14 protein-coding genes are annotated in these 11,746 nt (G+C 27.9%); 3 read left to right on the forward strand and 11 right to left on the reverse strand.

Annotated elements, in window-relative coordinates; translation table 11 throughout:
* Nucleotides 1-5: 5 nt before the first annotated feature.
* The 3 genes from HRT41_13490 to HRT41_13500 all read right to left on the reverse strand — a co-directional run bounded on the left by HRT41_13490 (nucleotide 6) and on the right by HRT41_13500 (nucleotide 2,767).
* Nucleotides 6-944: a DUF2860 family protein gene (locus tag HRT41_13490; protein NQY25036.1), complete on the reverse strand. Its 939-nt coding sequence runs from the start codon at nucleotides 942-944 to the stop codon at nucleotides 6-8.
* 105 nt (nucleotides 945-1,049) lie between these two features.
* Complete coding sequence (locus tag HRT41_13495) at nucleotides 1,050-2,069, reverse strand: hypothetical protein (GenBank protein ID NQY25037.1); 1,020 nt, start codon at nucleotides 2,067-2,069, stop codon at nucleotides 1,050-1,052.
* An 80-nt stretch (nucleotides 2,070-2,149) separates the two neighbouring features.
* Nucleotides 2,150-2,767: a LysE family translocator gene (locus HRT41_13500; protein ID NQY25038.1), complete on the reverse strand. Its 618-nt coding sequence runs from the start codon at nucleotides 2,765-2,767 to the stop codon at nucleotides 2,150-2,152.
* Between the two features lie 131 nt (nucleotides 2,768-2,898).
* Between HRT41_13500 and HRT41_13505 the strand changes: the two genes are divergently transcribed.
* A complete protein-coding gene (locus HRT41_13505) occupies nucleotides 2,899-3,783 on the forward strand; it encodes an AraC family transcriptional regulator (GenBank protein NQY25039.1) in 885 nt (294 codons plus the stop codon).
* Nucleotides 3,784-3,830: 47 nt separating this feature from the next.
* Here the strand turns inward: HRT41_13505 and HRT41_13510 are convergent, their stop codons facing one another.
* The 8 genes from HRT41_13510 to HRT41_13545 form a co-directional block, all read right to left on the reverse strand.
* The gene (locus HRT41_13510) at nucleotides 3,831-4,688 is read right to left on the reverse strand and encodes an HD domain-containing protein (protein ID NQY25040.1); all 858 of its coding nucleotides are present in this window, start codon (nucleotides 4,686-4,688) and stop codon (nucleotides 3,831-3,833) included.
* 41 nt (nucleotides 4,689-4,729) lie between these two features.
* A complete protein-coding gene (locus HRT41_13515) occupies nucleotides 4,730-5,107 on the reverse strand; it encodes a DUF1987 domain-containing protein (protein NQY25041.1) in 378 nt (125 codons plus the stop codon).
* A gap of 10 nt (nucleotides 5,108-5,117) precedes the next feature.
* Nucleotides 5,118-5,570, reverse strand: a complete 453-nt coding sequence (locus tag HRT41_13520) for a hypothetical protein (protein ID NQY25042.1) — start codon at nucleotides 5,568-5,570, stop codon at nucleotides 5,118-5,120.
* A gap of 474 nt (nucleotides 5,571-6,044) precedes the next feature.
* Nucleotides 6,045-6,659 (reverse strand): LysE family transporter, encoded by a 615-nt coding sequence (locus HRT41_13525; GenBank protein ID NQY25043.1) that lies wholly within the window; start codon nucleotides 6,657-6,659, stop codon nucleotides 6,045-6,047.
* 45 nt (nucleotides 6,660-6,704) lie between these two features.
* A complete protein-coding gene (locus HRT41_13530) occupies nucleotides 6,705-7,769 on the reverse strand; it encodes an ADP-ribosylglycohydrolase family protein (protein NQY25044.1) in 1,065 nt (354 codons plus the stop codon).
* A gap of 62 nt (nucleotides 7,770-7,831) precedes the next feature.
* On the reverse strand, nucleotides 7,832-8,176 hold the full coding sequence (locus HRT41_13535; GenBank protein NQY25045.1) for a 5-carboxymethyl-2-hydroxymuconate Delta-isomerase: 345 nt from the start codon (nucleotides 8,174-8,176) through the stop codon (nucleotides 7,832-7,834).
* Between the two features lie 9 nt (nucleotides 8,177-8,185).
* Complete coding sequence (locus HRT41_13540; GenBank protein ID NQY25046.1) at nucleotides 8,186-8,599, reverse strand: GNAT family N-acetyltransferase; 414 nt, start codon at nucleotides 8,597-8,599, stop codon at nucleotides 8,186-8,188.
* A gap of 151 nt (nucleotides 8,600-8,750) precedes the next feature.
* Nucleotides 8,751-9,188 carry a hypothetical protein gene (locus HRT41_13545; protein NQY25047.1) on the reverse strand — a complete coding sequence of 146 codons (438 nt, stop codon included), beginning with the start codon at nucleotides 9,186-9,188 and terminating at the stop codon, nucleotides 8,751-8,753.
* A gap of 275 nt (nucleotides 9,189-9,463) precedes the next feature.
* Here HRT41_13545 and HRT41_13550 point away from each other — a divergent pair, with 275 nt between their 5' ends.
* On the forward strand, nucleotides 9,464-10,654 hold the full coding sequence (locus HRT41_13550) for a glycine C-acetyltransferase (protein ID NQY25048.1): 1,191 nt from the start codon (nucleotides 9,464-9,466) through the stop codon (nucleotides 10,652-10,654).
* Nucleotides 10,654-11,682 carry an L-threonine 3-dehydrogenase gene (tdh, locus tag HRT41_13555; GenBank protein ID NQY25049.1) on the forward strand — a complete coding sequence of 343 codons (1,029 nt, stop codon included), beginning with the start codon at nucleotides 10,654-10,656 and terminating at the stop codon, nucleotides 11,680-11,682. The genes HRT41_13550 and tdh overlap by 1 nt, the downstream gene beginning before the upstream one ends.
* Nucleotides 11,683-11,746 lie beyond the last annotated feature (64 nt).

Genomic DNA, 11,746 nt, shown 5'->3' on the forward strand with positions numbered 1-11,746 from the left:
TAAAATTAAAAACGGTAACCAATACTTACAAGAAATAGTTCTTGATTACTCTTAAAAAAATCAATATTAGTGTTTCTTGTATTTTTAATCAATACAGTATTTAAAAATACATTTTTATAGTTTAAGAAGTTTGTTTTATTATATATAAGTTTAAAAGCGAATACTTTTTCATCTCGTTCTTTATTAAAATAAGAGTTTTTTTCATCAAAATTATATATTTCATAAGAGTTCTCAATCTTAACTTGATGTGTATTCAAAAAATTAACTTCCATTTCATATTTTAAGCCTATTTTATTATAATCATTACTTTCTCCATCATATACCCCATTACCTACAATAACACCAAGATGGGCATTCGAATTCTCACTAAAATCCATTACTTTTGCCATAACATTAATTTCATTTTTATAATAACTTTGTTCTTCAGTTTTATTCACTTTATCATCAATATTAAGCTTCTCATGCATATATTCAATAGTTAAAAAATCATAAAGTTCGTTAACACCAAGATTAAAATTTATAATTTTTGCGCTATCGGTTTTTCTATCAACATTTATAGCATAAGGATTAATATACATATCTTCAACAGAATAATCTAAAGCATAAAAGATTTTATTATCAAATTCTTGTTCAATTCCTAATCCATTTAACTTTATATAAACAGCATTGTTTTTTTTCCAAGAATAGGACAAACGTTGCTTTTCTGCGCTAGCATATAAGGAAAAATTCCCATAATTAAGATTCAATAAGGGGGAAACAAAATTTTTATCAATACTATTACCTTCTGTATTGATAGAATTTATTTTATCATTATCATCATGTACGAAAAAATTATTTTCTATGTTAGAATTCCCTAGCCCTAATCCAATACTTCCCGTTAGCTCACTTTGAGCTATTAACAATGACGCACTTAAACTTATTGTTATCAATATTTTTTTTATCATTAAAATTCCTTTTTGATTGCTATTTAAATAATTAGCAAGTTATTAATTTATAAAAAGAGTATAAAGGAAAATTGTGTGGGAATAATGTGCTTTTACAAAATATTATTAAAAAATTAATTTTTTAAATAGTGATTTAAAAAATAGCAAAGAAAAAAAGCTTATAGCTGAAAAAAGAAGAGAGATAAGTTCTAGTATAAAAATAGTCGTAATTTTTATTATGCTTTTTGTTGATTTAATTGCACCTTTCCCTAAAACTTTAAAAACAGCCTTTGTATTGTTTTTATACTTATTTGATACTTTAATAACACTGCTTAGGTCTTTTGTTTTGTTTACATATTTTAATAAAAAAATACTATCCGCATAAGAGGTGTTTTTTTTAAGAGTAGTTAATTGATTAAGAAGTGCTTTACTGCTGTTAAGATTAATACTTTTTGAAAAACTCTTATAACTTGTTTTCATAGTAGTTAAAGAGGAAAAATCAGCTTTTTTCAGAAGTTTAATATTCATACTTTTTTTTAGTATTTTACTTATTTCTTTAGTAAAAGGTTTTGTTAAACTACCTGTTTTTTTTGCTATTTTTAATACTGAAGTGGAGACTTTAAGGGGAATACTAGCTCCTGCACTAAATATATCAGTAAACGAGAAAAACAAACCTAAAGCAGAAATACTTAAAATAAATTCATCATACTCTTCATCATTTTTATAGGCTTTTCCTTCTATATATAAATCTCTTATATCTCCTACTAAAAGAAAATCAGAGCTTACACTTCCTGTAAAACTTACAAAAGATTCAACATCTCCTTTAATAAAACCTTTTGAAAACTCTTTCATATTTCTAATACTTGTATTTAAAAGAGAATTTTCTTCATTTATAGCTAAAAGCAAAGTATTATCAAAATCAATGTTGAGTTTTACTGCCAGTTCTTGATACATGTTTACATCATCAATATTCTCTTCTTTTAAAGCCAAGATAATTTTATTTTCTAGATAAACTTTATTAGCTTTTTCTTTTAACAAAACATCTATATTCGGTTCTAATTGTATACGTTCATGCTTAAATACTAAAACGTACAATAAATAAATAATGATGATAAATAAAAAACTCAAAGCATATTTTCTTTTCATTTTATATTTTATTTAAATATTCATAAAAGATACAATTAATTTAGATAAGTCTAAAAAAACATCTGCTATTAAAGTGCTGTTTAATTAAACAGCACAGGTAAAATAGATAAAATCAATGTAAAAGCAAGTCCTCTGTTTAAATTTTTAACAAAACGAGCATTAGAAATAAAACGCTTAAGAAAAACGCCCCCTGCTACCCAAATATTCATTCCAATAAGAGTAGTAAAAAAATACATACAAGCAATTGTAAGAATTTGATAAAAACTATCTTCTTTGGTATTTACATAAATAGAAATTACAGTCATGCCCATAATCCAAGCTTTAGGATTCACCCACTGAAATAAAGCACTTTGAATAAAAGTAAAAGGTTTAGAACTTGTTTCTTCATTTATTTCATAATTATTTGTAGCACTTACAATCTTATATGCCATCCAAAGTAAATAAAGTATACCTAAGTATTTAAGTATGTCCAGCACAAAGGGAAATTTCTCAAATACAATACCTGCCCCTAATCCAATAAGTATTACCATTAAAGGAAAACCAATAATTACCCCTAACATATGTGGTAGCGTTTTTTTATATCCATAAGTCAAACCAGAAGACAATACTAAAATATTATTAGGTCCAGGGGATAAGGTAGTTGTCATAGTAAAAGTAAACAATGATAGAATAATTGCTAGTGTAAAAAAATCGTCCATTTCTTTCCTTTAGTTTTCTAATTCTATCTATAAATATTTTTATTATCTACACTATAAGTGTTTATTATATTATCTATTATTGTTCATAATATAGATAATTTTTGTTATAATAGTTCTCAATAAGGAATAATATGCAAAAAACTCAAACCTTAAATATTCATTCAAAGATTGCTAACGATACGTTATATTACATTTATAAATATATTGATACTGATATTAATATTAATGATTTAGCAAAAGAATTTAAAATAAGTAAGTTTCATTTACACAAAGTATTTAAAGAACAAATGCAAGCCAATATTTATGAAACTATTAAATCAATAAGACTTCAAAAAGCTTCTTCTTTATTATTAAGCAATCAACATTCAACCATCACAAAAATCTCTTCAATGTGTGGATATAGCTCACAAACGTCTTTTATTAGGGCTTTTAAAATGCGTTTTTCTCAAACACCCAATGAGTGGAGAAAAGGAGGATACAAAATATATGCAAATGAGATAATTAATAATTATGGAGTAAATTTACTCAAAAAACCCGACTTTTCAAAATGTGAGGCCATAATAATAAAATCAAAAATAAAAAAGGTTTATTATTTAAAAAACAAGGGATATTCTATAAAAGAAGCTTCAAGAATTTGGCAACATATGCAAGCATGGATTTATACTAATGATATAAAAGAGTATGAAGAACTTGGAATCTTTCATGATAATCCCGTAATTACCCCACATAAAGACTGTTTTTATATGGCGGGAGTAGTTCTTAAAAATAAGACAAAATTAAAACACAATAATATGCCATCTTTTGAGATGGAAGAAGCAATGTATGCAAGTTTTGAAATACAAGGAGTACAAGGTGATGTTGTAAGATTTGTGCAATGGGCATATCAAGAATGGTTGCCTTCTTCTGGTTTTTCAACAACAACCAATCCCTCTTTTGCAATTTTTAGAAAAAATCAGTTTTTACAAAAAGATGGTAAGTTTGAAGCAACTTTTTATCTTCCCATTCAATATATCTAAGAATATATCAAATAGAAGTTTGTAGTAAAAAGAGGACAAAGAGAGTTTTATTCTAAAAAGTCATTAAGTCTTACTCTGATTTCAAGAAATTCATCTACATGCTCAAAAAATATATCAATAAGTTTTGGATCAAACTGTTTTCCTCTTTCTTCTCTAAACAATTCAAATATTTTTTCATTAGGCCATGCTTTTTTATATACTCGCTCAGAACCCAAAGCATCAAATACATCTGCTAAAGCCGTAATTCTTCCATAAATATGTATTTCTTCACCTTTTAGACCTCTAGGATATCCTTTTCCATCCCAGTTCTCATGATGTTCATAAGCTACTGTAGCAGCCATTTTAAGAAGTTTCCTGCTTGAGTGTTTAAGCATTTCATAACCAATTTGAGCATGACTGTTCATAATAAGTCTTTCATCAAAATTTAAACGCCCTGGTTTATTTAAAACAGAATCAGGAATAGCTACTTTTCCAATATCATGCATGGGTGAAACTTGTTTTAGAAGCTCAGCATCTTCTTCACTTAGACCATAATATACAGCAAATAATTTAGAGTATTCAGCTACTCGCTTAACATGATTTCCAGTTTCTCTTGAACGACTTTCACCAATTGCTCCCATGGTAAAAATAACTTCTTTTTGAGTATCTTCAATTTCTTTGCTTAACTCATTTACTTCTTTTAATTTTTTTTGCAATTCGTCGTATTCTTTTTGCTGGCGTTTATCACTTCTTGCCATAATCTTATCTTGCCGTTTTACATCTTTTATAAGTTTCTCAGTTGTTTTTGCAAAAGCAATTTGTAAACTTTCGATTTCTGCTATTAATTTATTATCGTAAATTACTGGTTCTTGGTTTCTTCTGTCATCGTTTTTTCTACGTTCATTATTGTTCATAATTTCAGTCATCCATCTTCCTTACAAAAAACAAAAGTACTTTTGTTTTTTCTTTATTTTTTCAGTAAATTAAAATTTAAATCGTTAAAATCTTCTATAAAATCTTCCCCTGCTTCTAAAGCAGAATCATTTTCTTCATCATAAATCCAATTAATAATAATATCATTGTTTTTGCTGGCTTCATCAATAATATCAAAAAAATCAAAAAATAATTTTGAAGAACTTGAGTTAAAATAAATAATTTCCATATTAATCACTGTTTTATTCTGTACATCTTTTGTAAAATATTCTTCAATCCAAGTCAATATGGGTGTGTAAAACTCAAAAGTATTTTCTGGGTAAGATTTCCCTTTAAAATAAATTTCTCCTTTTTGCGCATCTAATCGTATTTCAGGAGTATATTTTGTTTCTTCTATGAAAATGTTTTCCATTATTTTATCCTTAATTGGTATTTATAAATGTCTTAAATGTAAAATAAAATCTTTTTTTATTAATAAGTTCAAACTCATAATTGAATTTATCACAACGTTTAGCAATCTCATAAAAGCCTATACCTGCACCTAAAGAATGTTTTTCACGACCTTCTCTTCTTAGTTCTCTGTATTTTTTTTTAATTCCTTCTTTATCAAGCGTCATTATTGTTTCTAATTTTTTCTCTAATTTCACTTTATCTTCTAAAGAAATAATATTTTGACTGTGAATATAATAGTTATTAAAGGCGTCCTTCCCCACAATAATCAAACCACTTTTAGCAGATGCTTTATTTTGAATATTCTTAGATTTGGAATAATTCATCATGTTTTGCGACAATTCTATGAATATAGTGAAAATATTATTAGCAATACCCATTTTAAGATCATTATCTTCTGCTTCTTTTTCTAAAGCTTCTGTCATTCCTGAAATTAAGGTTTGAGATAAAAAACCCCCATAGGTTAAAAAAACGATATCATCATCTTCAACCATATCTCTGATTTTGCTAATATTCATTATTTTCCCTTTTAATAAAAATCTACACGTAAACAAGCCAACAATATAAGTAAAAATAACTTAATGAATTTTTATTTATATTAGTATATCATAGTTAATTTAAAAAATATTTATTATTATTTTATAATAAATATGTTTTTAATAGCTTATTAATAGTATTTTAAATAATAATATAATTATTATTTAAATATGTTTATTCTTAAAAAAATGGTACTCATACAATATTATCTTATTTAAATTAAAGAATATTTTATTAAATAATCTTATTCATTTTTATAAGTTATTATTTATTTAAAAAAAATGTATAAAAAAAGAAAAGTATTTGAAATGTTAAAATCTATAAAGAGAGAAAAAAAGTTTTATTTATTTTTCAATATTAACTTAATCAATAATAAGTTTTAATCCCATAAGTCCCATCATACCCGCAAAAATCCTTGAAATAAGTTTCTTAAATTTAGAATAAGAGTTTTGGGCTTTTTTACTTGATAAAACAAGGGCTACAAATATATACCAAGCACTATCAATAATCAATGCTAAAAAACATAAAATATATAAAGTATTTGAAGGTGGATTAAGTGGTAAAAAAGCAGCAAATGCGCTTGCAAAAACAATGGCAGTTTTTGGATTAGAAAGCTGAGTGAATAAACCCAATAAAAACATTTTACGAAGCTGTTTTGAAACAATTTTTTCTTCTGTTATAAACAAAGAAGAAGAAGATATCCACATTTTATAAGCAATAAAACATAAATACAAACCGCCTAGTACTTTTAAAACAAAGTAAAGAACAGGAATTTTTTGCAAAACAACAAATAAGCCCAACCCGGCAATAAGAGCAAAGATACAAGCGCCTAGTCCCAACCCAAGGCTTACACTAATTGCTTCTTTTTTTGATGAAGAAAGTGCTGTTTTGGCTACTAAAACAAAACTAGCGCCAGGACTCATAACACCCAAACCTAAAAAAAGTAGTATGGGCAATAAAAAAGCGTATTCGATCATAAAAAACCTTCTTCTTTATATTTTATTTAATAAAATCTGTTTTACTTAAGCTTTTAATAAAGGCAAAGTATTTAATAAATCTTCACAATACTTCCACTGCTGTATTTTATTTTTCCATTCACTGGGAATTGCATTGATTCCTTTAAAAGCTCCTAATACCATTCCAATTGCAATTGAACGAGAAGCATTATCCCCTCCAACCATAGCATTGGCAATTAAAGCATCTTTAAGACCTTCTTTTTCATCACAATATTTTAAAATAAAATAAATAGCCCCTGGTAAAGTACCTTCTGTTGGACTTGCTTTTCCTACTTTAATAGGTTCACTTCTTCCTACATCCCAAAGTTTTGCCATTGAAGTAAGCGCTAAATCATCACAATATTGTTCTTTAAACAAAGAAGAGGATGGATCGTTTGCTTCTTGATATTTATTATAGGCTTGATTCACTTTATCTTCAAAAAAACCACCCATTAAAGTAGCCACATCTAAAATTGCTTTTTTAGGATGAGCTCCATTAATGACGCGGTGTGTTACTCTTGCAAAAAATTCACCTCCGCCTAATGCATGTTCATCTCTATGTGTGAACATTGTTTTTCTGGCCACTTCTACTAAAGTCTCTTCTTCATCAAAATAGGCATGAGCAGCTACATGTCGTATAGCCATAGCATTAGAATGTCCACCTAAATATTGAACCTCTACCCCACGTTTTACTTGTGCATAGGTTTCTTTGGTCATAGTACATATCCATGAGCCCCAAGAATTTTCCAAACGATTCATCCAATGAGGTAATAAATCTTCTACCTTAAACATCTTTTTATCTTTTGCAGTACTAGAAAGATGTTCCAAAATAAGAATATTATAATCTCCATAATCAGTTGTGCCACCAGCACTTTTACCTGGATGATAATTTTGAGCCCCCCAGCCAATACCATGTGTTTGTCCACCAGTTAACTCACCAGGAGACATAAATTTTGTAATATTATCTTTTCCATATATTTCATATATTTTTGGGGCATCATACTCATAATGAGTAGACAAACATAAAGCATCTCCTGCAATACTTGCAAAAAAACATCCCTTTATGGCTTCTTCTTTTGTGATATTATTCATCTATTATCCTTGATATCTTATTCTTAATAAGTTTTTACTAGTCTAATAACTAGAATTTATTTTTAGCTTTTTACAATTTTTGAATAAATTTCTTTATTCATATCGTTTACTTCTACCGAAATTGAGATATCAGAAAAACTATCATTGTTTACTTCTTTTAAAACATTTTGTGCCAAAAGTTTTTTCTCATCAATACTACGTCCTGATAATATTTTAATATTAATATGAATAAAGTTTTTTTCTAAACCACCGCTTAAAAAATATTCATAACTTTTCATTCTTACTTTTATGTCTTTTTTATTAAATAAATTTATTTGCATACAAGCATCAAAAACATTTTTCATTAATATTTTTTTATCTAAGTTTTGACTTAAGTCTTTTGAGTATTCAATAATACAGTGTGGCATAAGAATCCTTTAAAATAATGCTAATTGCATTTTAATTTCATTGTTTTTGTCTTTTTTATATTCTTCTTTAAATCCCACTTTTATATAAGAGTGATAGGCTTTTTTATTATTGAAATCAACATTCAGTTCTATTTCTATAAAAGTGGGAAAAAAATTATTAACATATGTTTTTAAATACTTAAGTGTTTCGCTGGCATAACCATTATTTTGATATTTTCTATCAATAAAAAAACCTCTTAAAGAAAGTTTTTTTTCATCAAGATTAAAAAGATTAAAAAAGCCTATAATAGTAGTATTTAATACAATTACTTGATAGTTATTTGCAATGTTTTTATCGTTTATAATATAATGTATAAGAGAAATTTCGTCTTTTTTTAATATTTTTGGACTTAATTCTTTTAATATAGGAATATCTTTGTGCATTAAGCTTCTTAAAATGAGGTTGATAATATCTCCTTGTAACATACCATATCTAGAAGAGTATAAAAGAGTCTTGAATTTATACTTAATATTTAAATATATCTACAATGAACAGACATACGTATTAAAATACAGAGTGTTTGAGAAAAATCACTTATTTATTCACTAAAATACCTTTTCCTACAAGAGTGTTTATTTCTTTAATTTTATTGTTTTTATCATAATTTATAATTAGAACTACTTTTTGTCCAAGACTTTGATTTTCATCTTGAGTAGCTAAAATTTCGTATAAACCAAAAGTAGCCAAATTCATAAAAGCATGCCCAAATATTCTGCTTGTTTTTATATTTGTACTGTAACTTTGAACAAAAGAATAGGTTTCACTTAAGCTATTGTCTTTTTCAAACTTACTGCTAATTGCTTTTCCTATTTCTTTAATGACATCTGCTCTTTTAGACCCAAGTTCCAACACAGACAAATCCTTTTGTTTGGGCTGGTTCATTTCTTGTTTAATTGAACATGCACTCATTATTAATACTAATGCGGCGCTCATCAGTAGAAATAACACTTTTGAATATATTGTTTTTCTCATATTTTTCCTTTTTTTACATTTCTTATTGTTTAGGATGCTTTAGTATAAAAGAATATTATGTGGATTTATGGGGGAATTAAAACAAAATTTAAAAAATAAAACAGCTCTATAATTTAATCTGTTTAAAATAAAATTTATTAATTTAAAATACATAGTATTTTATAAAAATAATATAGGATTATATGTTATGATATATTTTTTTCATGAACATTAAATAATATGTTTATGACTCAAGACTATCAATGCGCAAAATGCGTAAATTTAAGGATAAAAATATGAGTAAAATATTTTTAGATAGCTTGAAAACTAAACTTGACTCAATACATGAGCAAGGTTTATACAAAAAAGAGAGAATAATAAATTCTCCTCAAGCGTCGAATATTACGTTAAGTGACGGTTCAGAAGTAATCAACTTTTGTGCCAACAATTATTTAGGACTAGCAAGTAATGCAAAAATGAAAACAGCTGCAGCAAACGCGCTAGAAGAATTTGGATATGGAGTTGCATCGGTACGATTTATTTGTGGAACACAAAGCATTCATAAAAAATTAGAAAAAAATATTTCTTCTTTTTTACGTACAGAAGATACTATTTTATATTCTTCTTGTTTTGATGCAAATACGGGTTTATTTGAAACACTTTTAGATGCAAACGATGCAATAATAAGCGATGAATTAAATCATGCAAGTATTATTGATGGTGTTCGTTTATGTAAAGCAAGCAGATACCGATATAAAAATTCCAATATGCAATCTTTGGAAGAACAATTGATTCTTGCAAAAGATTCAAAATTTAAACTCATTGTAACAGATGGTGTGTTTTCTATGGATGGTTCCTTGGCTAATTTACCAGAAATTTGCATTTTAGCAAAAAAATACGATGCTATTTTGATGGTAGATGATTCTCATAGTATTGGAGTATTAGGAGAACAAGGCAGAGGAACACCTTCTCATTATGGTATTGAAGATCAAATTGATATTTATACAGGAACGCTTGGAAAAGCGCTGGGAGGTGCTAGTGGAGGTTATACTTCAGGACGTGCTAACATCATTGAATATTTAAGACAACGTTCACGTCCTTACTTATTTTCAAATTCTATTGCACCTATGGTAGCAGCTGCTTCGATTGAAGCCCTTAGTATTTTGCAAGATTCAAAAGAATTATTGCTTACATTAAAAAATAACAGCAAATATTTCAGAGATGAAATGAGTAAAGCTGGTTTTATTTTAAAAGGTGCCGATCATGCTATTGTGCCTGTGTTATTAAAAGAAGCAAAACTAGCAAGTTTAATGGCTTCAAAACTTTTAGAAAAAGGCATTTATGTGATTGCATTTTCTTTTCCCGTTGTTGCAAAAGGACAAGCGCGTATAAGAATACAACTTAGTGCAACGCACACTAAGGATCAGTTGAATAAAGCTATTTCAGCTTTTACTAGCATTGGTAAAGAATTAGGAGTAATTTCATGATGAAAGCATTATCAAAATTACACAATAAAAAAGGAATTTGGCAAGTTGAAGCGCCAATTCCTACACCTGGGCACAATGATTTATTAATTAAAATAAAAAAAACAGCCATTTGTGGTACAGATATGCATATTTACAATTGGGATGAATGGGCACAAAGAACTATACCTACTCCTATGATTGTAGGTCATGAATTTGTAGGTGTCGTAGAAGCTATTGGAGAAGAAGTACGTGGTTTTAAAATTGGAGACAGAGTTTCTGGCGAAGGCCATTTAACCTGTGGACATTGTAGAAACTGTAGAGCCGGACGCTTGCATTTATGTAGAAATACAAAAGGTGTAGGGGTTAATATTCAAGGATGTTTTGCACAATATTTATGTTTACCTGCTTTTAATGCATTTAAACTACCCGCTTCAATTACTGACTCTCAAGCAGCAATCTTTGATCCTTTTGGTAATGCTGTACATACTGCTTTGTCTTTTGATTTAGTGGGAGAAGATGTTTTAATAACAGGAGCTGGTCCTATTGGGGCAATGGCTGCATCCGTAGCTTCTCATGTAGGAGCCAGACATATTGTAATTACAGATATAAATGATCATCGTTTAGAACTTGCTTCAAAAATGGGGGCTACTAGAACGGTTAATGTAGCAGAAGAATCCCTAGAAGATGTTATGAAAAGTTTGAATATGTGTGAAGGTTTTGATGTAGGTTTAGAGATGTCAGGAGCTCCTTCTGCTTTTAAAGCTATGCTTAAAAACATGAACAATGGTGGAAAAATTGCCATGTTAGGAATTCCACCCAATGAAATGGCAATATCATGGGATGAAGTAATATTCAAAGGTTTGATTATAAAAGGAATTTATGGCAGAGAAATGTTTGAAACTTGGTATAAGATGGCAAACTTGATTCAATCAGGTTTGGATTTAAACCCTATAATTACTCATGAATTTAAAATAGATGATTTTCAAAAAGGCTTTGATATTATGAATTCAGGTCTTTCTGGAAAAGTTATATTAGATTGGCAAGATTAAAAACAAAGGAGAATCCTTTGTTTTTATTTTTACAATATATTTTTTCTTCCACAACAACTCCCCT

It is taken from the genome of Campylobacteraceae bacterium, from assembly GCA_013215945.1.
Lineage (GTDB): Bacteria > Campylobacterota > Campylobacteria > Campylobacterales > Arcobacteraceae > NORP36.

Coding starts and splice junctions, on each gene's coding strand:
- HRT41_13515 (NQY25041.1), bottom strand. CDS start 5,107: ATGGAAAACATTTTCATAGAAGAAACAAAATATACTCCTGAAATACGA.
- HRT41_13495 (NQY25037.1), bottom strand. CDS start 2,069: ATGAAAAGAAAATATGCTTTGAGTTTTTTATTTATCATCATTATTTAT.
- HRT41_13540 (NQY25046.1), bottom strand. CDS start 8,599: ATGCACAAAGATATTCCTATATTAAAAGAATTAAGTCCAAAAATATTA.
- HRT41_13545 (NQY25047.1), bottom strand. CDS start 9,188: ATGAGAAAAACAATATATTCAAAAGTGTTATTTCTACTGATGAGCGCC.
- HRT41_13535 (NQY25045.1), bottom strand. CDS start 8,176: ATGCCACACTGTATTATTGAATACTCAAAAGACTTAAGTCAAAACTTA.
- HRT41_13500 (NQY25038.1), bottom strand. CDS start 2,767: ATGGACGATTTTTTTACACTAGCAATTATTCTATCATTGTTTACTTTT.
- HRT41_13525 (NQY25043.1), bottom strand. CDS start 6,659: ATGATCGAATACGCTTTTTTATTGCCCATACTACTTTTTTTAGGTTTG.
- HRT41_13530 (NQY25044.1), bottom strand. CDS start 7,769: ATGAATAATATCACAAAAGAAGAAGCCATAAAGGGATGTTTTTTTGCA.
- HRT41_13505 (NQY25039.1), top strand. CDS start 2,899: ATGCAAAAAACTCAAACCTTAAATATTCATTCAAAGATTGCTAACGAT.
- HRT41_13520 (NQY25042.1), bottom strand. CDS start 5,570: ATGACAGAAGCTTTAGAAAAAGAAGCAGAAGATAATGATCTTAAAATG.
- HRT41_13510 (NQY25040.1), bottom strand. CDS start 4,688: ATGACTGAAATTATGAACAATAATGAACGTAGAAAAAACGATGACAGA.
- HRT41_13490 (NQY25036.1), bottom strand. CDS start 944: ATGATAAAAAAAATATTGATAACAATAAGTTTAAGTGCGTCATTGTTA.
- tdh (NQY25049.1), top strand. CDS start 10,654: ATGAAAGCATTATCAAAATTACACAATAAAAAAGGAATTTGGCAAGTT.
- HRT41_13550 (NQY25048.1), top strand. CDS start 9,464: ATGAGTAAAATATTTTTAGATAGCTTGAAAACTAAACTTGACTCAATA.